Here is a 21,292-nt window from a genome sequence, read left to right as displayed (position 1 = left end):
CTTCGCTTCGGTGCGGGCCGAACTGTGCCGATGGCACGATGGCCGGCATGACGACGTTCCGAGAGCTGCACGACGCGACCACCGGATTCGTGATGCCCAACGCGTGGGACGCGGGCAGCGCCGTACTGCTGGCCGAGGCCGGCTTCCCAGCGATCGCGACCACCAGCGCAGGCATCGCCTTCTCGCTGGCCAAGGGCGACCACACGCTCCCTGACGGGGCGAAGGCGGTCTCCCGGGAGCAGATGTTCGAGCGCATCCAGCAGATCACCGAGGTTTCCGGCGTACCGGTGAACGGCGATCTGGAGGACGGGTACGGCGAAAGCCCCGAACGAGTCGCCGACACGATCACCCTGGCCCGGCAAGCAGGCCTGGCCGGCGGCAACATCGAGGACTACGACGGCAACACCCTGTACGCCGAACAGCTCTCCGTCGACCGCATCGTCGCCGCCCGCGAGGCCGCCGGCCCCGACTTCGTCCTGACCGCCCGCACCGACGGCCAACTCCTGGTCTCCCCCACGTCGCTGGCCGACTCGATCCACCGAGCCAACCTCTACCGCGAGGCCGGCGCCGACTGCCTCTACGTCCCCGGCGTCAACGACCTCGACTCGATCGCCACTCTCGTCAAGGAGATCGACGGCCCCCTCAACGTCGTGATCGGCCTGGGCACCAGCACCCTCACCACCCACGCCCTACTCGACGCAGGCGTCACCCGAATCAGCCTGGGCGGCAGCATCGCCAGAGCCGCCCTGGCCTTCATCCGCGAAGCCGCCGCCGAACTCCAAACCACCGGCACGATCACCTTCGCCACCAACCAAATCCCCCAAGCCGAACTAAACCAACTCTTCGGCTCGCGCTAGCCGGCGACCCATTGCCGCTTCCGCTGCCCAGGCTCATGTACTGACCACTCTGGTAGTTCCGGAAGGCTGCAACCAGTCCCGCAACGTCCCAGAACTGGTCGAGCGACTGTGAGCACTGTCGCTGAACAAGCCACGACCCGTTGTTCCTGACCTCCTCAACCGCAAGGCACTGCCCGCTGTTGTGATTGCGAATGTGCCAGGCCGGCCCCTCACCACCCCACAACGTCCAGTACTGATCCCGCCCACCGGTGCAGTCCCACAGAATCAACCGCTGCCCCGGCGTCGTACTCCCCGCCGGAACGGTGACACACCGCTGCGGCTGCGCCGTACTGATAAACCGGAACGGCCCGTAGTAGAACGCCGCCGCCGCAGTGTTCACACCGCTCACCAGACAGACAACAGTCAGCACAGCTGTGCTCAGCAAGATTCGTGCGCGCATGAAGGTCCGCTCCCTAGTAGCTGAAGTACCAGTTCTGGTCCGGGCAGGCGCAGCCATAGTTCTGGACGACGGGAACGCCGTCGCGGCCGGCTACGTTGCCCAGGCTGAAGTACTGGCCGCTCTGGTAGTTCCGGAAGGCGCCGTAGCGATCCCCTTTCGGCTCTGGGGTGTCCCAGTACTGGTCGAGCGCACCCGAGCACTGGCGCTGGACGAGCCAGGAGCCGTTGTTGCGGACCTCTTCGACGCCGATGCACTGACTGCTGTGATCGTTGATGATCCGCGAAGCCGGACCGTCCTCGGTGCGTACGAACCAGTACTGGTCCTCGCCCCCACTGCAGTTCCACAGGATGAGCCGCTGTCCCGGGGTCATGCTCCCGGCCGGGTCGGTGAGACACGAGTACCGCTGGGTGTTGATGATCCGGAACGGCCCGTACAGGCTCTGCACTCCCGTGGAGGTCAGAACCTTGCCTGCCGGGTACGCCGTGATGTTCGTGACTTGGGGTGGCAATGGCTCCGGTGGCGCGGTGACCGCCGTCGACGGCAGCGCGGTCGTCAGCAGGAAGGTGACGGCCAGCAGGGCTGTGCTCAGCAGGATTCTTGGGCGCATGCGGAAGAGACTGGCAGGCCGCGTCCGGCCGTCCCAGCTTTTCGAGAAGGTGTGAAATGTCAGCGCCCGGTCCGTCGGTGACGGGCCGGGCGCTGGCAGGGAGCGAGGATCAGAAGATGATCTCGCCGCGGGCGCGGCGGGCGCGCAGTTTCTGCAGGGCTTCGTCGAGGATCTCGGCGGCCTCCTGCTCGCTGCGGCGTTCCTTCACGTACGCGAGGTGGGTCTTGTACGGCTCGATCTTGGTGGGGGGCGGTGGGTTGTTGACGTCGGTGCTGGTCGGCAGACCGCACCTCGGACAATCCCAGGCCTCCGGTACGGCCGCCTCCACCGCGAACACCGTCGCGGTCTCGTGCCCGTTGGCACAGAAGAAGACGACCCGCTGGCGGGGCGCGGTGTCGCCGCGCTCCGCCTCACCCATCGGTCCGGCGCCTACCCGGCTGCCACGAATAGCACTGCCACCACCAGCCACGGGAGCGTCTCCCCTCTCAGCCGAGCTTGTACAGCAGGCCGAGCCCGACGATGGCGGCGAACCAGATCAGGCCGACGCCGATCGTGATCCGGTCGAGGTTCCGCTCGGCCACCGACGACCCGCCCAGGCTGGACGAGACGCCGCCGCCGAACAGGTCGGAAAGGCCACCACCGCGGCCTTTGTGCAGCAGCACGAGCAGCGTGAGGATCAGGCTGCAGATGATGACGACGATCGAGAAAGCGAGAATCACGAGGAGTAGCCTAACTGAAGGTCCAGGTAACGGCAGATACCGGCGAACTCGTCCACCTTGAGGCTTGCTCCACCCACCAGGCAGCCGTCGACATCCGGCTGGGCCATGATGCCACCTGCACTGGCCATCTTCACCGACCCCCCATAAAGAATCCGTACCGAGTCGGCCACTGCCGGTGAAATCTCCTCCAGCCGGCCCCGGATCGCGGCGCAGACTTCCTGCGCGTCCTCGGGGGTGGCGACCTCGCCGGTACCGATCGCCCAGACCGGTTCGTAGGCGATCACGATCTTGCGGACGTCGTCCGGCTTCAGCCCGGCGATCGCGCCGTCGACCTGGCCGAGGCAGTGCTCGACGTGGCCGTCGGCCTTGCGGACCTCGAGCCCCTCGCCGACGCAGACGATCGGGGTGATCCCGGCCGCGAGCGCCTTGGTGGCCTTGGCGTTCACGGTCGCGTCGTCCTCGCCGTGGTACTGCCGGCGCTCGGAGTGACCCGCCAGCACGTAGGTGACGCCGAGCTTCGACAGCATCGCCGCCGAGATCTCGCCGGTGTACGCGCCCTCGTCGTGCACGGAGATGTCCTGCGCGCCGTAGACGATCTTCATCCGGTCGCCGTCGACCAGCGTCTGCACGCTGCGGATGTCGGTGAACGGCGGCAGCACGGCCACCTCGACCCGCTCGAAGTCGTGCTTCTTGTCCTGCAGCGTCCAGCTCAGCTTCTGCAGCAGGTGCACGGCCTCGACGTGGTTGACATTCATCTTCCAGTTGCCCGCCATCAACGGCGTACGGGCAGCGTTGTCAGCCATAGGTAGTCAGTCCTCTTCCAGCACAGCCAGACCCGGGAGCTCTTTGCCCTCCAGGTATTCCAGTGACGCGCCGCCACCGGTCGAGATGTGGCCGAACTGGTCGTCGGCGAAGCCCAGCTGCCGTACTGCGGCCGCGGAGTCACCACCACCCACCACACTCAGTCCATCCACCTCGGTCAACGCCTGCGCCACGGCCTTGGTTCCACCCGCGAACGCCGCCATCTCGAAGACACCCATCGGGCCGTTCCAGAACACCGTCTTGGCCGACGCGATCTCCGCGGCGAACGCCTTGCCGGACTCCGGGCCGATGTCGAGGCCGAGCTGGTCGGCCGGGATCGTGTCCGCGGCGACGACGGTGGCCGGCGAGTCGGCCTTGAACTCGGGCGCGACCACGATGTCGGTCGGCAGCACGATCTCGACGCCCTTGGCCTTCGCGGCCTCCAGGTAGCCCTTGACCGTGTCCAGCTGGTCTTCCTCGAGCAGGCTCTTGCCGACCTCGTGGCCCTGCGCCTTCAGGAACGTGAAGACCATGCCACCGCCGATCAGCAGCTTGTCGGCCTTGGCCAGCAGGTTGTCGATCACGGCCAGCTTGTCCGACACCTTCGCGCCACCCAGGACGACGACGTACGGGCGGGCCGGGCTCTCGGTGAGCTTCTTCAGCACCTCGACCTCGGCGAGCACCAGGCCGCCGGCGGCGTGCGGGAGCTTGCCGGCCACGTCGTACACGCTGGCCTGCTTGCGGTGCACGACACCGAAGCCGTCGCTGACGAACACGTCGGCCAGGCCCGCGAGCTCCTCGGCCAGCGCGCCGCGCTCGGCCTCGTCCTTGCTCTCCTCGCGGGGGTCGTACCGGACGTTCTCGAGCAGCAGCACCTCGCCCTCGTCGAGCTCCTGGACGGCCTCCTGCGCGCTGTCGCCGGTGACGTCGGTGGCGAACCGCACCTTGACGCCTTCGGGCTGCAGCAGCTCGCCGAGTCGCTTGGCGACCGGCGCCAGCGTGAAGTCGGGGTTCGGCTTGCCCTTGGGCCGGCCGAGGTGGGCGGTCACGATCACCTTGGCACCGGCCTTGGCCAGCTTCAGCAGGGTCGGCACGCTGGCCCGGATGCGGCCGTCGTCGCCGATCTCGTCACCCTTGATCGGCACGTTCAGGTCGGAGCGCACCAGCACCCGGCGCCCGGCCAGGTCGCCGAGGTCTTCGATGGTCTTCATCGTTCTTGCTGTCCTGTCTGGAAACAGGCTTGCGCCCGAAGCGACACCAGGGTCACCTTCGGACGCAAGCTGTGGAAAGGAACGTCAGAGCGAGGCGCCGACGTAGGTGACCAGGTCGACGAGGCGGTTGGAGTAGCCCCACTCGTTGTCGTACCAGCCGACGACCTTCACCTGGTTGCCGAGCACCTTGGTCAGGCCGGCGTCGAAGATGCAGGAGGCCGGGTCGGTGACGATGTCGCTCGACACGATCGGGTCCTCGGTGTACCGCAGGTAGCCCTTGAGCGCACCCTCGGCAGCGGCCTTGACGGCGGCGTTGACCTCTTCGACCGAGGTCTCCCGGCCGACGTTGACGGTCAGGTCGGTGGCCGAGCCGGTCGGGACCGGGACGCGCAGCGCGTAGCCGTCCAGCTTGCCCTTGAGCTCCGGCAGGACCAGGCCGATCGCCTTGGCGGCGCCGGTCGAGGTCGGCACGACGTTGATCGCCGCGGCGCGGGCGCGACGCAGGTCGGAGTGCGGGCCGTCCTGCAGGTTCTGGTCCTGGGTGTAGGCGTGGACCGTGGTCATCAGGCCCTGCTGGATGACGAACTCGTCGTGGATGGCCTTGGCCATCGGCGCGAGGCAGTTCGTCGTGCAGGACGCGTTCGAGATGACGGTGTGCTGGTCCGCGTCGTAGAGCTCGTGGTTGACGCCCATCACGATGGTCAGGTCCTCGTTCTTCGCCGGGGCGGAGATGATGACCTTCTTGGCGCCGTTGTCGGCGTGCGTCTTGGCCTTGGTGGCGTCGGTGAAGAAGCCGGTCGACTCGATCACGATGTCGGCGCCCACGTCGGACCACTTCAGGTTCGCGGGGTCGCGCTCGGCGAACGCCTTGAAGCTGTGGTCGCCGACGCTGATGTCGGTGTCGGTGGCAGACACGTCACCGGGGAAACGGCCCAGGATCGAGTCGTACTTGAGCAGGTGGGCCAGGGTCTGGTTGTCGGTCAAGTCGTTGACGGCGACGACCTCGATGTCGGCACCGGACGCCTGCACGGCGCGGAAGAAGTTACGGCCGATCCGGCCGAAGCCGTTGATACCTACGCGTACGGTCACGGGACTACGTCTCCTCAAACTAGCTTTCGAGCACTGCCGCTACACCCGAAACACTAGCCCAACAGCCCACTTGATCCACTGGTACCGTCCACATATAACCACCGTGACTCCCCGGTAGCCTTCCGAGCAGACCACTGAGAACATCCGATGGCCCCCGGGACTTCTCCCGAGGGCCATCGGTTCGTCACCGCTCGTCGACCGCGTCAGCTGACGACGTTCACCGCGCTCCAGGCCTTGCCGACCGCCAAGACCTCGGTGCTCCCGGCGCCGTACAGGTCGGTGGCCGCGGACAGACTGGCGGCCCGGGCCGCCTTGTAGTCCGACCGGGAGGTCAGGTAGGTGGTGAGCGCGCGGTACCAGATCTTCTCGGCCTTGCTGATGCCGATGCCGGTCACCGTGACGCCGTTCGCGGTCGGGCTGTTGTACGCGACCCCGTTGATCGTCTTGGCGCCGCTGCCCTCGGACAGCAGGTAGAACCAGTGGTTCCCGACGCCCGACGAGTAGTGCACGTTCAGCCGGCCGACGCTCTTGGACCAGAAGTCGGCGCTGGCACCGTCCAGCGACGGCTTGTCGAGCCGCCGGATGTAGTTCGTCGCCGGGTTGTAGTCCGTGAAGATCTCCTCACCCAGGACGTAGTCCGGAGTGTCGGAGGCGTTCGCGGCGTACCACTCGACCGCGGTACCGAAGATGTCGGAGGTCGACTCGTTCAGGCCGCCGGACTCACCGCTGTAGCGCAGGTTCGCGGACCGGCTGGTGACGCCGTGGCTCATCTCGTGACCGGCGATGTCCAGCTCGACGAGCGGGCCGATCCCCTGGCTCGGGTCGCCGTCGCCGTACTTCATGCAGAAGCAGGAGTCGCTCCAGGACGCGTTCACGTAGGCGCCGTCGTGGACGTAGGACTTCGCGCCCACCCCGTCGTTGGCGATGCCGTTCCGGCCGTGCACGTTCTTGTAGTAGTCCCACGTCTTGGCGATGCCGTAGTGCGCGTCGACGCCGGCCGACTGCGCGTTGCTGTTCGAACCGGTCCCCCAGACGTTGTCGGCGTCGGTGAACAGCACACCGGCGTTGTACGTCGCGTTGCCACCGCGGACCGGGTCCACCATCGAGTAGCTGCTGGTCCCGTGCGTGGTGTCCAGGCCGACCGTACCGACGTACAGGCCGGCGCCGCTGCCCAGGTCGTCCTGAACGGTGCTCCAGCTGTCGAGGACCTTGCCGTTCTGGGCGTCGACGTAGGTCTCGGTCCCGGTCGGCTGTCCGTCGGCCTTGCGACCGGTGCTGGTCACCTTGTACGCCAGCCGGGACTGGCCGGCGTCGGTGACGAACACGACGAGCTGCTGCTTGCCGGCCTTCTGCTTGGCGGCGGCCAGCGCGGTCGAGGCGGCCACGGCCGGCTTGACGGACAGGTTCAGCACACCGGCGCCACCCGAGGTGGACCGGACGGCACCCGCCTTGGTCTGGTGGACGACGAAGTCGCCACCGACCACGGGCAGTCCCTGGTAGCTGCGGTCGAAGCGGACATGGCTCGAACCGTCGGCGTCGACGACGACATCGCGGGCCTTGAGATCGGCCGGGCCGCCGAGGCCGAGCTTGGCCGCGTTGGCCTGCGCCGCGCCGAGCGGCGAAGGGGCCTTGTCGGCGGTCGGCGTCGCTGCTTGGACACCGCTGATGTTTGTCAGGCCGGCGACGGCGGCGATCGCCGCAACTGCCAGGCCCGCGCGGAAACTGCGCTTCATGTGTGTGCTCCCTCAGGGGCGGAAACCACGGGAGGAGCCGGTCTGGCCCCTACCGTGGAATGGGCACGCACACAATGCGCCGAGCCGATGGCTCAGCGGAACCGATCGGGCGGACAAAAGCCCGGAAACGCGCGGAATCCAGGGGAAATCCTTCAGCCCTCCGCGCTCCGCGGAGGGTTAGGGCGTCCTAAGCCGGGTCGAGCATGTCCGGGGTCAGATTGGCCTCGGTGTTCGGGATGCCGAGATCGGCGGCTCGCTTGTCGGCCATCGCCAGCAGGCGACGGATACGACCGGCGACCGCGTCCTTGGTCAGCGCGGGCTCGTGCAGCTGGCCGAGCTCTTCGAGGCTGGCCTGCTTGTGCTCGAGCCGCAGCTTGCCCGCCACCTGCAGGTGGTCCGGTACGTCGTCGCCGAGGATCTCGAGCGCGCGCTCGACCCGAGCACCGGCCGCGACGGCAGCCCGCGCCGAACGGCGCAGGTTCGCGTCGTCGAAGTTGGCCAGCCGGTTGGCGGTCGCACGCACCTCGCGGCGCATCCGGCGCTCTTCCCAGGCCAGTACCGACTCGTGCGCGCCGAGCCGCGTCAACAGGGCGCCGATGGCGTCACCGTCACGGATCACCACGCGGTCGACGTTGCGGACCTCACGCGCCTTCGAACCGATCCCCAGCCGTCGTGCAGCCCCGACGAGAGCCAGCGCAGCCTCCGGACCAGGGCACGTCACCTCGAGCGACGAAGACCGCCCAGGCTCGGTCAGCGACCCGTGCGCCAGGAACGCACCCCGCCAAGCCGCCACGGCGTCGCAGGACGCCCCGGAGACCACCGCCGGGGGTAGACCCCGCACCGGCCGGCCACGGTTGTCCACAAGTCCTGTCTGCCGCGCCAGCGCATCGCCGTCGCGGACCACGCGGACGACGTACTTGGTCTGCTTCCTGATTCCCGACGGCGAGATCACCACCACGTCCGACGGGTGCCCGAAGATCTCCGCGATGTCCTTGCGCAACCGCCGCGCGGCCGCCCCGCTGTCGAGCTCCGCCTCCACCACGATCCGGCCGGACACGATGTGCAGACCGCCCGCGAACCGCAGCACGGACGACACCTCGGCCTTGCGGCAACAGGGTTTGGTGACCTGGATACTGGTCAGCTCGGACTTCACCTGTGCTGTCATCGCCATGTAGTGAATCCTCCCACTCCTGTCAAAGACCCTCGCCCCATCCTCGCTCCGCTCGGATGGATGTGGATGGTCACCTGTGGTCCAACTGTCAGAAGTGGCTGGTGTTACGCGTTGCGGCAACCTTTCGTGCCGGTCCTGTCGTTACCCCTCCCGAAATGAGAGGAGCTCTGCATGCGAAGACGTGACGAACCGGAGTTCACCGAGTTCGCGGAGGCGAGTATCGGCAGGCTGCGGCGTACGGCGTACCTGATGTGCGGTGACTGGCACCGGGCCGAGGACGCCGCCCAGGACGCCCTGGTCCGGATCTACCGCCGCTGGCCCGAGCTCAACCGTGAGCACGGCCTCAACACCTATGCCCACAAGGTCGTCGTCTCGGCCGTGCTCGACCAGGCCAAACGGCCCTGGCGGCGCGAAAAAGCGACTGCCGAGCCGGGCGAGCCGCGGCGGCCACAGCCCGACCCCGTCGGCACGATCGACACCCGGCAGCTGGTGGTCGCCGCGCTGGCCCAGATCCCAGCAGGCCAGCGGGCATGCGTCGTACTCCGGCACTACGCCGACCTCAGCATCGAGGAGTCGGCCCAGGTCCTCGGCATCAGCCCCGGGACGGTCAAGAGCCAGACCGCCCGTGGCCTCGCGCAGCTGCGCGAACTCCTCGTCAGCCTCGAAAGGATCCCGTCATGAGAATCGAAGACCTTCTCACCGAGGCCGCCGACGACACCGGCCGCCCGCTCCGTCACTCCGTCGACGACATCGTCCGCCGCGGCCGTCGAACCACCCGCACCCGGAGACTCGCCACCGCAACCGCAGCCGCACTCACGACGGCCGCCGTGGTCGCCGGAGTCAGTACCTGGGTGGCCGACCGCCCCGACGCCACTCAGCCCGCGGGGAGCAGCGGGCAGACCTTCCGGGTGGACGTCACGACCGGCAAGCTCGTCGACCCCGTCAGCGGCAAGCTGATCGAGCCACCGCCGTCGGTCAGTCCGCTGGCCGACGCCGAGATCATCACGCGGTGCGGCCCAAGCGACAAGACATGGCGTGAGCACATGCCACCTTCCGGGGACAAGGCCGGACCGATCAACAGCAAGTGGAGCGTTCCGCTCAAGACCGGCATGGGTGACGGGTTCCAGGCCGTCATCCTCTCCCCCGATCGCACGATCGCCGTAACGTGCCAGCTGAAGGGCAAGTCCCCCAGCGGAGGCGACGACAGCTACCGGCGGACGACGCTGGCGAGCCAGCCTTCGCTGCCCCCGGCCCCGGAGGCCGACACCAAGAGCCGCAAGATCTCGATGACCTGGAGCAGGGTGCCCGAGTCGGTGGTCCGGGTGGTCGGCAGGCCGGTGACCGGCAGCCCGAGGGAGGCCCTCGTCACCCCCGGCTTCGCCACCTGGGGCATCGAGAAGCAACCCGGCGGGCTACCGGTGTCAGGCAAGGTCACGGGTTACGACGCCGCCGGCAAGATCGTCTTCGAGGACACCGGGGGCGCCGTTCCGGTGGGCTAACCGAAGATCTCGCGGTAGACCTTGGCCAGTTTGTCCGGGGCGTGATGCAGGTGGCGCTCGTCGTCGGCGATGTCGGCGACGATCAGCTCCGCGCCGAGCGATTCCGCCGTACGGGCCAAGGATCCGGGGTCGGGCACGTGCTCCTCGTCGGCCAGCACCACGTCGATCCGGAGGTCCGGAGCATGGGCGGCCAGTACCTCGAGATGCGTCTCTGGGGAGAAGCCGTCGGTCTCGCCCTTCTGCTCGCCGAGGTTGAGGGTGAGCAGCCGGCGGGCGCTCGTGTCCTGGAGACCGCGCGACAGAGCCGGGACGAGCAAGTTCGGGATGACCGAGGTGAACCAGGAACCGGGGCCGACGACGACCCAGTCGGCCTCGGCGATGGCAACCAGGGCTTCTGGGCAAGCGGGCGGGTCGGCCGGGTCCAGCGCCACGTCGACGACATGGCCCGGGGTGGTGGCGACCTCGGCCTGGCCACGGATCTCGGTGATCGCCTCGGGGTGGGCGGGGTCCAGTCCGATCACCCGGGCGGTGATGTCCAGCGGTACGGCGGACATCGGCAGCACCCGGCCCTGGGCGCCGAGCAGTCTCGCCACCCAGTCCAGGCCGTCGACCGCCTCGCCGAGGAGCTCCCACAACGCGACGATCAGCAGGTTGCCGACCGCGTGGTCGTGCAGCTCGCCGTCGCTACGGAATCGATGCTGCAGGACGTCGGCCCACGTGCGGCCCCACTCGTCGTCGCGGCACAGCGCGGCCAGCGCCATCCGCAGGTCACCGGGTGGCAGTACGCCGAGCTCCTTGCGCAGCCGGCCCGACGAACCGCCGTTGTCGGCGACCGTGACAACGGCGGTGAGCTGGTCGGTGACCTGACGCAGTGCGGACAGCGAGGCGGCGAGCCCGTGCCCGCCACCCAATGCGACTACCCGTGGAGCTCGCGTCACTCCCGCCCCAGATCCCGGTGCACTACCAACGTCGGTGAGCCCTTCTCGCGCAGCCGTTTGCCGATCTCCTCGGCCATCGCGACGCTCCGGTGCTTGCCGCCGGTGCAGCCGATCGCGACCGTGACGAATCGCTTGCCCTCGTTCAGATAACCGGTCCGCAGCGTGTCCAGCACGTCCACATAGTTCTGCAGGAACTGCTGGGCCAGCGGATGACCGAGCACGAAGTCTGACACAGGCTTGTCCTGGCCCGTCATCGGGCGCAGGTCGGGCTGCCAGTACGGGTTCGGGATGAACCGCATGTCGGCCACCACGTCGGCGTCGACCGGGATCCCGTACTTGAAGCCGAACGACACCACGGTGGCCCGCAGCTCGGCGTTGTCCTCGTCGCCGAAGGCGTTCACGATCTTCGCGGCGAGCTGGTGGATGTTCAGGTTCGAGGTGTCGATCACCATGTCGGCGCCGGCCCGGATGTCGCCGAGCAGCTCGCGCTCGCGCTGGATCCCGGTCAGCAGCCGGCCCTCACCCTGCAGCGGGTGCGGCCGCCGGACGCTCTCCTGCCGGCGCACGATCACGTCGTCGGAGGCCTCCAGGAACAGCGTCACCGGCCGGTAGCCCTTGGTCCGCAGGTCCTGGATCGCCGAGCCCAGCTCGTCGAAGAACATCCCGGTCCGCACATCCACCACGATCGCCAGCCGCGGCGAGGCGCCGGTGCCGACGATCTGCTCGACGATCGTGGTCAGGAACATCGGTGGCAGGTTGTCGACCACGAACCAGCCGAGGTCCTCCAGCACGTCCGCGACCGAGCTCCGTCCCGCGCCGGACATTCCGGACACGATGATGAGATTGCCGCTCGACTCGTCCATCAGTTCTCAGTTCTCCCCGTTCGGGTCCCCGTGGCGCAGGCCGGTGAGCTCCGGCCCGTCGTCGTCCAGTATCTCGCCCGTCGCGGTGTTGACCGACGGTGCCCGGGAAGTGTCGGCCTTCGTTGCCGCGGAGTTCACTGCCAGTACCACCGACTCGGCCGTCCGGCGCCCGAAACCGGGCAGTTCGGCGACCTCGTCGACGGTGGCCTGGCGCAACTTCTTCAGCGACCCGAAATGCTTGAGCAACGTCTTGCGCCGTACTTCGCCCAGCCCGGTGACCTCGTCGAGCACGCTCTCGACCATCGACTTGGACCGGCGATTGCGGTGATGGGTGATCGCGAACCGGTGCGCCTCGTCGCGCAGCCGCTGCAACAGGTACAGGCCTTCGGACGTACGGGAGAAGATGACCGGGTCCTCGTCGTCGGGCAGCCAGACCTCCTCGAGCCGCTTGGCCAGGCCGCAGACCGGGATGTCGCCGAGGCCGAGCTCGTCCATCGCCTGCCGGGCGGCCGCGACCTGCGGCGGGCCGCCGTCGACGACCACCAGGCTCGGCGTGTAGGCGAACTTCTTCGCCCTTCCGGTGTCCGGGTCGATCAGGTACGCCGTCGGGTCCTCCCCCTCGGGGATCCCGGCCCGGTCCTCCAGCATCCGCTTGAACCGCCGCGTCAGCACCTCGGCGATCGAGGCGACGTCGTTCTGGCCGTCGACGCCCTTGATCACGAACCGGCGGTACTCGCTCTTGCGCGGCAGCCCGTCCTCGAAGACCACCATCGAGGCGACCACCTCGGTGCCCTGCAGGTTGGAGACGTCGTAGCACTCCATCCGCAGCGGGACCTCGGGCAGGTCGAGCGCGGCCTGGATCTCCTCCAGCGCGAGGTTGCGGGTGGTCAGATCGCTGGCCCGCTTGGTCTTGTGCATCGCGAGCGTCTGCTGCGCGTTGCGCTCGACGGTCGCCATCAGGTCCTTCTTGTCACCGCGTTGTGGCACCCGGATCGCCACCCGCGAGCCACGGAACTCCGACAGCCACTCGACCAGGGCCTCCTCCCCCGCGGGCTCCGTCGGCACCAGGATCTCGCGCGGGATCGCGTCGGCGTTGTCACCGGCGTACAGCTGCTGGATGAACCGCTCGACCAGGTCGGCGGTCGTCGCGTCGCCGTCGGCCTTGTCCGCGATCCAGCCGCGCTGACCGCGGATCCGGCCGCCACGGACATAGAAGATCTGCACCGCGACCTCCAGCGGGTCCTCCGACAGCGCGATCACGTCCGTGTCCGTGCCGTCGCCGAGGACGACCGCGTTCTTGGCCAGCGCCTTGTCGAGAGCGCTCAGGTCGTCGCGGATCTTGGCGGCGCGCTCGTACTCCAGCTCGGCCGCCGCCGCCTTCATCTCCTTCTCCAGCCGGCGCACGTACGTCGCGGTCTGACCGGAGAGGAACGCGGAGAAGTCCTCGACGATCTTGCGGTGCTCCTCCTGGCTGACCTGGCCGGTGCAGGGTGCCGCGCACTTGCCGATGTAGCCGAGCAGGCAGGGCCGCCCCATCTGGCGGTGCCGGTTGAAGACGCCCTTGCTGCAAGAGCGCATCGGGAACACCCGGAGCAGCAGGTCGACGGTCTCGCGGATCGCCCAGGCGTGGCTGTACGGACCGAAGTACCGGACGCCTTTCTTCTTCGGGCCGCGGCCGACCATCACCCGCGGGTACTCCTCGTTGAGGGTGATGGCGAGCCACGGGTACGACTTGTCGTCGCGGTACTTCACGTTGAAGCGCGGGTCGTACTCCTTGATCCAGGAGTACTCCAGCTGCAGCGATTCGACCTCGTTGGCCACCACGGTCCAGTCGACCTTCGCCGCGGACGTCACCATCGACTGGGTCCGCGGGTGCAGGTTGACCAGGTCCTGGAAGTACGACGACAGCCGGGAGCGCAGGTTCTTCGCCTTGCCGACGTAGATCACCCGCCCGCCGGCGTCGCTGAAGCGGTACACACCAGGCGAGTCGGGAATCGACCCCGGGGCGGGACGGTAGGAGGAGGGATCAGCCACCGACCCAGCCTAGTTCGCTGCGCCGACAGATCACGCCGCACCTTGCGATCGGGCGACGGTCGTGTTGCGGGTTGTCTCATAGCGGTCGTTTGATCCGCGGTTGGGATGGGCGCGGTCCGTAGCTTGTCACTCAGGGTTGACGTGCAGGATCCGTGCGTGAGGCAACCGGGCCCGCGCTGACTCGAGGGAGTTCCGCCCATGTCCCCAGTGACAACACCGCGCTGGTCTTCGCGTCGAACCCGGCCTTGGCCTCGGTTCAGGGCCACTGCTGGTACGACGGCAGCCGTCGCGCTCGCCATGGCCGGCCTGCTCGCCACCGCGCCCAGCAGCCAGGCCGGCGTGATCCCCCTGGACGACCCCTCGCCCACTCCACCGCCCCGGTCGACCGCAGCGGACCAGCCGGCGTCGGCGACTGCGGCGGGCCGCTCGACCTCAGCCGTCCGCGGGGCTGACAGCACGACCGCCGTTCCGGGCAGCTACATCGTCGTGCTGTCCGGGGCGCGCTCGGCCGCGGAGACCCGGGTGACCACGCAGAACCTCGCGACGTCGTACGACGCGAAGGTCCGCCGGCAGTTCAGCGCCTCGATCAAGGGCTTCTCGGCGAGCATGTCGCCGGAGCAGGCGCAGAAGATGGCCCGCGACTCGCGGGTCGCGTTCGTCCAGCAGAACCAGCGGTTCAGCGCGAACCAGGACAACCCGCCGTGGGGTCTGGACCGCAGCGACCAGCGCGACCTGCCGCTGGACCAGAAGTACGAGCCCTCGGCAACGGCCGACAACGTCAGCGTGTACGTGATCGACACCGGCATCTACGCCGCCCACCAGGACTTCGGCGGCCGCGCCGCGGTCGGCACCGACACCGTCGGCGACGGGCAGAAGGGCGTCGACTGCATGGGCCACGGCAGTCACGTGTCCGGCACCATCGCCGGTACGAACTTCGGGCTGGCCAAGGGCGCGAAGGTCTACGGCGTCCGCGTGCTCGACTGCAACGGCTCCGGCACCACCGAGACCGTCGTGGCCGGGATCGAGTGGGTGACGGCGAACGCGAAGAAGCCCGCGGTCGCGAACATGAGCCTCGGCGGCAACGCCGACGCCGCCCTGGACGCGGCCCTCAAGGCGTCGATCGACTCCGGCGTCACCTATGCCGTTGCTGCTGGCAACGACTCCTCGGACGCCTGCAACAACTCGCCGGCCGACGCGCCGGCGGCGATCACGGTCGGCGCCACCGACGACAAGGACGCGAAGGCGAACTTCTCCAACTGGGGCAAGTGCGTCGACCTCTTCGCCCCCGGCGTCGACATCGAGTCGGTCGGCATCACCTCACCCGACGCCACCGCCAAGATGAGCGGCACGTCGATGGCGACCCCCCACGTCACCGGCGCCATCGCCCTCTACCTGAGCGCGCACCCCGACGCCAAGCCCGCCGACGTCGCCACCGCTCTCCTCAGCGCCACCACCCCCAACAAACTCCCCGACCCCGGCACCGGCTCCCCCAACAAACTCCTGTACGCCGGTCCCCCCGACCCAGCCACCCACCAACCAGCCGCCGTCAACACCTTCCCGCGACCGTGAACACCATCCGGCGGGCTTGAACACCATCCGGCGTGTTTGGACATCGCACAGCATGTCCTAGGTCACCGTCAGGTGTCCGAGCCCGCATCTGGCGGGTTTGGCCAGCTTCCGGCGGGCTTGAACACCATCCGGCGGGCCCGGACACCGCACAGCATGTCCCAGGTCACCGTCAGGTGTCCGAGCCCGCATCTGGCGGGTTTGGCCAGCTTCCGGTGGGCTTGAACACCATCCGGCGGGTTTGGACATCGCACAGCATGTCCTAGGTCACCGTCAGGTGTCCGAGCCCGCATCTGGCGGGTTTGGCCAGCTTCCGGTGGGCTTGAACACCTTCTGGGGGGTTTGGACATTGCACGGCATGTCCTAGGTCGCCATTGGGTGTTCAAGCTCAGCGGGTGTGGGTCTCTTTCGCCGGGATGGTCAGGCGGGGCCGAGGATGTTGCCGCCTTGGACGGTGACCTGGACCGCCGCGAGCGGTGCCGGGGCCGGGCCGCCCTGGACGCTGCCGTCTTCGGCGGAGTACTTGCTGCCGTGGCAGGGGCAGTTGATGGTGTTGTTCTCGACGGTGCGGACCAGACAGCCGGCGTGCGTGCAGACCGCGGTGAACGCCTTGAACTCACCGGCCTTCGGCTGGGTCACCACGATCTTGTCGAACACCTTGCCTCCCCCCACCGGCACATCGCTGGTCGGGCCGAGGACCGATCCCCCGCCGCCGCTGGACGGCGTACCGGAGGAAGGAGCCGAGGTCGGTGCGCTGGTCGGCGCTGACGTGGTGCCGCCGCCGGACGGCGTACCCGCGTCGTCGCTGCCACCGCACGCGGCGAGCAACGGCACGCTGACACCGGCGAGACCGGCCACCGCAGCGCCGCGGAGCACCGCCCGCCGGTCACGCAACGTGTCGATCGCCCGGGCGAGTTCTGCCGTTCTGTCGTCGCTCATGAATCTGGACCTCCAAGAGCCTGCTGGCAAAGTAGTTGAACGCTTGCTTACTTGCTGTTGTAGCCGACCGCACCAAATCCGGGTGACGGCCGTCGTCGATACCTTCGCTACACGGATCAGTCGCCAAGATGGTTCAACCACCCACCCGGCCTTTACCGATAACGCACAGAACCCCCGCCCGGGCAGCCCGGATGCGGGGGTTCTGAACGTACTAGTCAGGCCCCAGCGCGTCAGCCGACGCGCTGGGCTGCCAGCACCTTCTCAGGCGCGCTTGCGGGCCGCCACCTTCTTGGCCGGCGCGGCCTTCTTCGTTGCCGTGCTCTTCACCGGAGCCGTCTTCGCCGCAGCGGTCCTCGCCGTCGACTTCACCGCAGTCTTCTTCGCCACGGACTTCTTGGCCGTGGCCGTCTTCTTCACCGCCGTGCTCTTCGGGGCCGGGGCGGGCGCCGCCTTCTTAGCGCTCGGCTTGGCCGCGCGACCGTGCAGGATCTCGGCCAGGAACTCCCCGGTGTACGACGCCGGGTTGGCCGCGACCTCTTCCGGCGTACCCTCCGCCACCAGCGTGCCGCCGCGGCGACCGCCGTCCGGGCCGAGGTCGACGATCCAGTCAGCCGTCTTGATGACGTCGAGGTTGTGCTCGATGACGAGCACCGAGTTGCCCTTGTCCACCAAGCTGCCCAGCACGCCGAGCAGCTTGCGGATGTCCTCGAAGTGCAGACCCGTCGTCGGCTCGTCCAGTACGTAGACGGTCCGCCCGGTCGAACGCTTCTGCAGCTCCGACGCCAGCTTGACCCGTTGCGCCTCACCACCGGACAGCGTCGGCGCCGGCTGACCGAGCCGGACGTACCCGAGACCGACCTCGTTCAGCGTGGTCAGGTGCCGGGCGATCGCCGGGATCGCGGCGAAGAAGTCCGCGGCCTCCTCGATCGGCATGTCCAGGATGTCCGCGACCGTCTTGCCCTTGTAGTGCACCTCGAGCGTCTCCCGGTTGTACCGGGCGCCGTGACAGACCTCGCACGGCACGTAGACGTCCGGCAGGAAGTTCATCTCGATCTTCAGCGTGCCGTCACCCGAGCAGGCCTCGCAGCGGCCGCCCTTGACGTTGAACGAGAACCGGCCCTGCTGGTACCCGCGGACCTTCGCCTCCGGCGTCTCCGCGAACAGCTTGCGGACGTGGTCCCAGACGCCCGTGTACGTCGCCGGGTTGGACCGCGGCGTCCGCCCGATCGGCGACTGGTCGACGTGGATCACCTTGTCGACCAGCTCGAGCCCGGAGATCTTGGTGTGCCGGCCCGGGATCGTCTTGGCGCCGTAGATCTGCCGCGCCAGCGACGTGTAGAGGATGTCGTTGACCAGCGTGGACTTGCCCGAGCCGGACACCCCGGTGACCGCTACGAAGACCCCGAGCGGGATCGCCACGTCGATGTCCTTGAGGTTGTGCTCACGCGCGCCGAACACCTTCAGCTCGCGCCCCTCGGTCAGCGGCCGCCGGACAGCCGGGATCGGGATCTCCCGGCGCCCGGAGATGTACGCGCCGGTGATCGAGTCCGGGTGGTTGCGCAGGTCCTCGACCGTGCCGGACACGACGACCTGGCCACCGTGCTCACCGGCGCCCGGGCCGATGTCGACCACCCAGTCGGCGTGGTCGATGGTGTCCTCGTCGTGCTCGACGACGATCAGCGTGTTGCCCAGGTTCTTCAGCCGGACCAGGGTCTCGATCAGCCGCCGGTTGTCGCGCTGGTGCAGACCGATCGACGGCTCGTCGAGCACGTACAGCACGCCGACCAGGCCGGAGCCGATCTGGGTCGCGAGCCGGATCCGCTGCGCCTCGCCACCGGACAGCGAGCCGGCCGGCCGGTTCAGCGCCAGGTAGTCCAGGCCGACGTCGAGCAGGAACTGCAGCCGCTCGCCGATCTCCTTCACCACCCGCTCGGCGATCTGCATCTCCCGCGGCGACAGCACCATGCCGGCCAGGAAGTCGTGCACCTCGTCGATCGACATCGCGCCGATCTCGGCGATGTTCTTGCCACCCATCGTCACCGCGAGCGAGATCGGCTTCAGCCGGGCGCCGTTGCAGGCCAGGCAGGGCACCTCGCGCATGTAGCCCTCGAACCGGTCCCGGCTGGTGTCGCTGGACGCCTCCGCGTGCCGGCGCTCGACGTACGGGATCACGCCCTCGAAGGTCGTGTTGTACGACCGCTCGCGGCCGTAGCGGTTCTTGTACGAGACGTGGACCTGGGTCTCGTGGCCGGTCAGCAGCGACTTCTTCGCCTTGGCGGGCAGCTCGGCGAACGGGGTGCTGGTCTTGATGCCGAGGTCCTTGGCCAGGGCGCTCAGCAGGCGCTCGAAGTACTGCGTGACGTTGGCGCCGGCCCAGGGCTGGATTGCGCCCTCGTCGAGTGACTTCGACGGGTCCGGGACGAGCAGCTCGGGATCGACCTCCATCCGGGTGCCGAGTCCGGAGCAGACCGGGCAGGCGCCGTACGGGGAGTTGAAGGAGAAGGAGCGGGGCTCCAGTTCGTCGATCGCGAGGGGGTGATCGTTGGGGCAGGCGAGCTTCTCGGAGAACCGGCGCTCCCGGCCCGGGTCCTTCTCCGGCAGGTCGACGAAGTCGAGCGTGACGATGCCGCCGGACAGCCCGAGCGCGGTCTCCACCGAGTCGGTCAGCCGCTGCTTCGCGCTGCCCTTGACCGCGAGCCGGTCGACCACGACGTCGATCGTGTGCTTCTTCTGCTTGTCCAGCTTCGGCGGCTCGGTCAGCTGGATCGTCTCGCCGTCGACCCGGGCCCGGGAGAAGCCCTGGCCGGTGAGCTGGCGGAAGAGGTCGAGGTACTCCCCCTTGCGGCCGCGGATCACCGGTGCGAGCACCTGGAACCGGGTGCCCTCGTCCAGCTCCAGCACCCGGTCGACGATCTGCTGCGGGGTCTGCTTGGCGATCGGCTCGCCGCACTCGGGGCAGTGCGGGCGGCCGGCCCGGGCGAACAGCAGCCGGAGGTAGTCGTACACCTCGGTGATCGTGCCGACGGTCGAGCGCGGGTTCTTCGAGGTCGACTTCTGGTCGATCGAGACGGCCGGCGACAGGCCCTCGATGAAGTCGACGTCGGGTTTGTCCATCTGGCCGAGGAACTGCCGGGCATAGGCGGACAGCGACTCGACGTAGCGCCGCTGGCCCTCGGCGAAGATCGTGTCGAAGGCCAGGCTGGACTTGCCGGACCCGGACAGCCCGGTGAAGACGATCATGGCGTCGCGCGGCAGGTCGAGCGAGACGTCCTTCAGGTTGTGCTCACGCGCTCCACGCACGATCAGACGGTCAGACACAAGCTCTACTCTCAGCCGTTCTCGAGGGATTTCCAGGGGCGTCCGTGATGCTAACCGGGCCCACCGACAAAAACTTCCGCGCCGGTTCCGCAGGCGCTTTCGAAAGCATATTCGATAGAGTCCCCACATGGTCGCACCGGAGCCAACGAGCCGCCTGATCGCCGAGTTACCGTCCGCGAGCCGGCGCCTGCTCGACACCGTTACCCAACTACCGGACGACGCAGTACTGCGGCCGTCGTTGCTGCCCGGCTGGACCATCGGGCACGTACTGAGCCATGTGGCCCGCAACGCCGACGCGCTCGTGAACTTGTGCGACTGGGCCCGTACCGGCGTCCGTAAACCAATGTACGTGTCGGTGGAAGCGCGCGAGTCGGACATCGCTGACGGGGCCGCCCGGCCGGTGCGGGAGCAGGCCCAGGACATCGCCGACACGCAGGCGCGGCTGCTGGAGCGCTTCGAGGATCTCCCGGCGGCGGCATGGACGGCAGAGGTGACGTGGCCGAGTGGAGCGGTCCGTGCTGCGACGCAGGTAGTGACGGCACGGCTGTGCGAGCTGGAGGTGCATCACGTCGACCTGGGGCTGGGGTACACGTTCGAAGACGTACCGGTCGGGTCCCGCGACGTGCTGCTCACTTACACGACCAGCAGGTGGCCTAGTGAGTTCGCTGTGGCGTTGCGGAGTACGGACTCACCCTGGGTGTCGCCTGAGCCCCCGGCCGGTGCAAGGATCCTCACTGGTGGCAGCGCCGCTCTGCTGAGCTGGGTGCTCGGCCGGAGCGACGGTAGTGAGCTGGGTGGCGACGTGCCGCAGGCACCGCCCTGGGGATGAACCGAGGAGAGCGCATGACGGAGTATCACGGCAACGTCCACGTCGGTGGGCCGGCGCAGACGCACGAGCTGGCCAAGCTGATGATCACCAAGGTCGCCGTGGGTCCGGGCAACAACAACGCCTACCTGCTGCGCAGCCGGCTCACCGACGAGCAGGTGCTGATCGACGCCGCCGACGAGGCCGAGACCCTGCTCAAGGTGATCGGCGAGGGCGGCATCAGCCGTGTCATCACCACCCACCAGCACGGCGACCACTGGCAGGCGCTGGCCGAGGTGGTGGCCCGTACGAACGCCACCACCGTCGCCGGCCGAGACGACGCCGAAGGCATCCCGGTCCCCACCGACGAGCCCGTCACCGACGGCGACCGCATCCACTTCGGCGAACTCACCCTCGAGGTGATCACGCTGGTCGGCCACACCCCCGGCTCGATCGCCCTCCTCTACGACGACCCCACCGGTCCCCCGCACCTCTTCACCGGCGACTCCCTCTTCCCCGGCGGCGTAGGCAACACCAGAGGCGTCAAAGCCAACTTCGACTCCCTCCTCCACGACGTCGAGACCAAACTCTTCGCCCGCCTCCCCGACGAAACCTGGGTCTACCCCGGCCACGGCGCCGACACCACCCTCGGCACCGAACGCCCCCACCTCGGCGAATGGCGCGCTCGCGGCTGGTGATTCCT

20 protein-coding genes are annotated in these 21,292 nt (G+C 68.4%); 6 read left to right on the top strand and 14 right to left on the bottom strand.

What is annotated here, in order from left to right; translation table 11 throughout:
* Window positions 1–47: 47 nt before the first annotated feature.
* Window positions 48–857, top strand: a complete 810-nt coding sequence (locus tag ABD768_RS01225; protein ID WP_344836368.1) for an isocitrate lyase/PEP mutase family protein — start codon at window positions 48–50, stop codon at window positions 855–857.
* Here ABD768_RS01225 and ABD768_RS43075 read toward each other — a convergent pair.
* From ABD768_RS43075 to whiA, 9 genes are all read right to left on the bottom strand, one after another.
* A complete protein-coding gene (locus ABD768_RS43075; RefSeq protein ID WP_425558398.1) occupies window positions 796–1,296 on the bottom strand; it encodes an RICIN domain-containing protein in 501 nt (166 codons plus the stop codon). The two genes, ABD768_RS01225 and ABD768_RS43075, sit on opposite strands and share 62 nt — an antisense overlap.
* 13 nt (window positions 1,297–1,309) lie before the next feature.
* Window positions 1,310–1,903 carry an RICIN domain-containing protein gene (locus ABD768_RS01220; RefSeq protein WP_344836366.1) on the bottom strand — a complete coding sequence of 198 codons (594 nt, stop codon included), beginning with the start codon at window positions 1,901–1,903 and terminating at the stop codon, window positions 1,310–1,312.
* 109 nt (window positions 1,904–2,012) lie between these two features.
* Window positions 2,013–2,372 (bottom strand): RNA polymerase-binding protein RbpA, encoded by a 360-nt coding sequence (locus ABD768_RS01215; RefSeq protein ID WP_026162441.1) that lies wholly within the window; start codon window positions 2,370–2,372, stop codon window positions 2,013–2,015.
* A 16-nt stretch (window positions 2,373–2,388) separates the two neighbouring features.
* On the bottom strand, window positions 2,389–2,622 hold the full coding sequence (secG, locus tag ABD768_RS01210; RefSeq protein WP_343972400.1) for a preprotein translocase subunit SecG: 234 nt from the start codon (window positions 2,620–2,622) through the stop codon (window positions 2,389–2,391).
* Complete coding sequence (gene tpiA / locus ABD768_RS01205; RefSeq protein WP_343972403.1) at window positions 2,619–3,425, bottom strand: triose-phosphate isomerase; 807 nt, start codon at window positions 3,423–3,425, stop codon at window positions 2,619–2,621. Before tpiA ends, secG begins: the two co-directional genes overlap by 4 nt.
* A gap of 6 nt (window positions 3,426–3,431) precedes the next feature.
* On the bottom strand, window positions 3,432–4,634 hold the full coding sequence (locus ABD768_RS01200; RefSeq protein ID WP_344836361.1) for a phosphoglycerate kinase: 1,203 nt from the start codon (window positions 4,632–4,634) through the stop codon (window positions 3,432–3,434).
* Window positions 4,635–4,718: 84 nt separating this feature from the next.
* Window positions 4,719–5,723 (bottom strand): type I glyceraldehyde-3-phosphate dehydrogenase, encoded by a 1,005-nt coding sequence (gap, locus tag ABD768_RS01195; RefSeq protein ID WP_343972409.1) that lies wholly within the window; start codon window positions 5,721–5,723, stop codon window positions 4,719–4,721.
* 203 nt (window positions 5,724–5,926) lie between these two features.
* Window positions 5,927–7,456, bottom strand: a complete 1,530-nt coding sequence (locus ABD768_RS01190) for a M4 family metallopeptidase (RefSeq protein WP_344836357.1) — start codon at window positions 7,454–7,456, stop codon at window positions 5,927–5,929.
* Between the two features lie 187 nt (window positions 7,457–7,643).
* Window positions 7,644–8,627, bottom strand: a complete 984-nt coding sequence (gene whiA / locus ABD768_RS01185; protein ID WP_020384835.1) for a DNA-binding protein WhiA — start codon at window positions 8,625–8,627, stop codon at window positions 7,644–7,646.
* Window positions 8,628–8,798: 171 nt separating this feature from the next.
* Between whiA and ABD768_RS01180 the strand changes: the two genes are divergently transcribed.
* Entirely contained in the window at window positions 8,799–9,308 is a 510-nt protein-coding gene (locus ABD768_RS01180) for a SigE family RNA polymerase sigma factor (RefSeq protein ID WP_344836352.1), read from the top strand.
* Window positions 9,305–10,126, top strand: coding sequence for a hypothetical protein (locus tag ABD768_RS01175; protein ID WP_344836349.1), 822 nt, complete (start codon window positions 9,305–9,307; stop codon window positions 10,124–10,126). The genes ABD768_RS01180 and ABD768_RS01175 overlap by 4 nt, the downstream gene beginning before the upstream one ends.
* Here the strand turns inward: ABD768_RS01175 and ABD768_RS01170 are convergent.
* The 3 genes from ABD768_RS01170 to uvrC are packed head-to-tail and all read right to left on the bottom strand — an operon-like array spanning window position 10,123 to window position 13,961.
* Window positions 10,123–11,064 carry a gluconeogenesis factor YvcK family protein gene (locus tag ABD768_RS01170; protein WP_343972424.1) on the bottom strand — a complete coding sequence of 314 codons (942 nt, stop codon included), beginning with the start codon at window positions 11,062–11,064 and terminating at the stop codon, window positions 10,123–10,125. The genes ABD768_RS01175 and ABD768_RS01170 overlap by 4 nt on opposite strands.
* Complete coding sequence (gene rapZ, locus ABD768_RS01165) at window positions 11,061–11,927, bottom strand: RNase adapter RapZ (RefSeq protein WP_343972427.1); 867 nt, start codon at window positions 11,925–11,927, stop codon at window positions 11,061–11,063. The genes ABD768_RS01170 and rapZ overlap by 4 nt, the downstream gene beginning before the upstream one ends.
* A gap of 6 nt (window positions 11,928–11,933) precedes the next feature.
* On the bottom strand, window positions 11,934–13,961 hold the full coding sequence (uvrC, locus tag ABD768_RS01160; protein WP_343972431.1) for an excinuclease ABC subunit UvrC: 2,028 nt from the start codon (window positions 13,959–13,961) through the stop codon (window positions 11,934–11,936).
* A gap of 198 nt (window positions 13,962–14,159) precedes the next feature.
* Here uvrC and ABD768_RS01155 point away from each other — a divergent pair, with 198 nt between their 5' ends.
* Complete coding sequence (locus ABD768_RS01155; protein ID WP_344836344.1) at window positions 14,160–15,530, top strand: S8 family peptidase; 1,371 nt, start codon at window positions 14,160–14,162, stop codon at window positions 15,528–15,530.
* A gap of 417 nt (window positions 15,531–15,947) precedes the next feature.
* On the opposite strand, the gene ABD768_RS01150 is transcribed toward ABD768_RS01155, so the two are convergent.
* On the bottom strand, window positions 15,948–16,466 hold the full coding sequence (locus ABD768_RS01150; protein ID WP_343972437.1) for a Rieske (2Fe-2S) protein: 519 nt from the start codon (window positions 16,464–16,466) through the stop codon (window positions 15,948–15,950).
* Window positions 16,467–16,727: 261 nt separating this feature from the next.
* A complete protein-coding gene (uvrA, locus tag ABD768_RS01145) occupies window positions 16,728–19,784 on the bottom strand; it encodes an excinuclease ABC subunit UvrA (protein WP_343972439.1) in 3,057 nt (1,018 codons plus the stop codon).
* Window positions 19,785–19,911: 127 nt separating this feature from the next.
* On the opposite strand from uvrA, the gene ABD768_RS01140 reads away from it, so the two are divergent.
* Entirely contained in the window at window positions 19,912–20,613 is a 702-nt protein-coding gene (locus tag ABD768_RS01140) for a maleylpyruvate isomerase family mycothiol-dependent enzyme (RefSeq protein ID WP_343972442.1), read from the top strand.
* Window positions 20,614–20,627: 14 nt separating this feature from the next.
* On the top strand, window positions 20,628–21,287 hold the full coding sequence (locus tag ABD768_RS01135) for an MBL fold metallo-hydrolase (RefSeq protein WP_343972445.1): 660 nt from the start codon (window positions 20,628–20,630) through the stop codon (window positions 21,285–21,287).
* Window positions 21,288–21,292 lie beyond the last annotated feature (5 nt).

This window comes from Kribbella ginsengisoli (genome assembly GCF_039537185.1).
Lineage (GTDB): Bacteria > Actinomycetota > Actinomycetes > Propionibacteriales > Kribbellaceae > Kribbella > Kribbella koreensis.
Note: the sequence above shows the minus strand (reverse complement) of the source record. Positions and strands in the feature narration are given on the sequence as shown.

Coding starts and splice junctions, on each gene's coding strand:
- tpiA (WP_343972403.1), bottom strand. CDS start 3,425: ATGGCTGACAACGCTGCCCGTACGCCGTTGATGGCGGGCAACTGGAAG.
- ABD768_RS01190 (WP_344836357.1), bottom strand. CDS start 7,456: ATGAAGCGCAGTTTCCGCGCGGGCCTGGCAGTTGCGGCGATCGCCGCC.
- ABD768_RS01140 (WP_343972442.1), top strand. CDS start 19,912: ATGGTCGCACCGGAGCCAACGAGCCGCCTGATCGCCGAGTTACCGTCC.
- ABD768_RS01150 (WP_343972437.1), bottom strand. CDS start 16,466: ATGAGCGACGACAGAACGGCAGAACTCGCCCGGGCGATCGACACGTTG.
- ABD768_RS43075 (WP_425558398.1), bottom strand. CDS start 1,296: ATGCGCGCACGAATCTTGCTGAGCACAGCTGTGCTGACTGTTGTCTGT.
- rapZ (WP_343972427.1), bottom strand. CDS start 11,927: ATGGACGAGTCGAGCGGCAATCTCATCATCGTGTCCGGAATGTCCGGC.
- ABD768_RS01180 (WP_344836352.1), top strand. CDS start 8,799: ATGCGAAGACGTGACGAACCGGAGTTCACCGAGTTCGCGGAGGCGAGT.
- ABD768_RS01175 (WP_344836349.1), top strand. CDS start 9,305: ATGAGAATCGAAGACCTTCTCACCGAGGCCGCCGACGACACCGGCCGC.
- ABD768_RS01220 (WP_344836366.1), bottom strand. CDS start 1,903: ATGCGCCCAAGAATCCTGCTGAGCACAGCCCTGCTGGCCGTCACCTTC.
- whiA (WP_020384835.1), bottom strand. CDS start 8,627: ATGGCGATGACAGCACAGGTGAAGTCCGAGCTGACCAGTATCCAGGTC.
- ABD768_RS01225 (WP_344836368.1), top strand. CDS start 48: ATGACGACGTTCCGAGAGCTGCACGACGCGACCACCGGATTCGTGATG.
- ABD768_RS01135 (WP_343972445.1), top strand. CDS start 20,628: ATGACGGAGTATCACGGCAACGTCCACGTCGGTGGGCCGGCGCAGACG.
- ABD768_RS01155 (WP_344836344.1), top strand. CDS start 14,160: ATGTCCCCAGTGACAACACCGCGCTGGTCTTCGCGTCGAACCCGGCCT.
- ABD768_RS01200 (WP_344836361.1), bottom strand. CDS start 4,634: ATGAAGACCATCGAAGACCTCGGCGACCTGGCCGGGCGCCGGGTGCTG.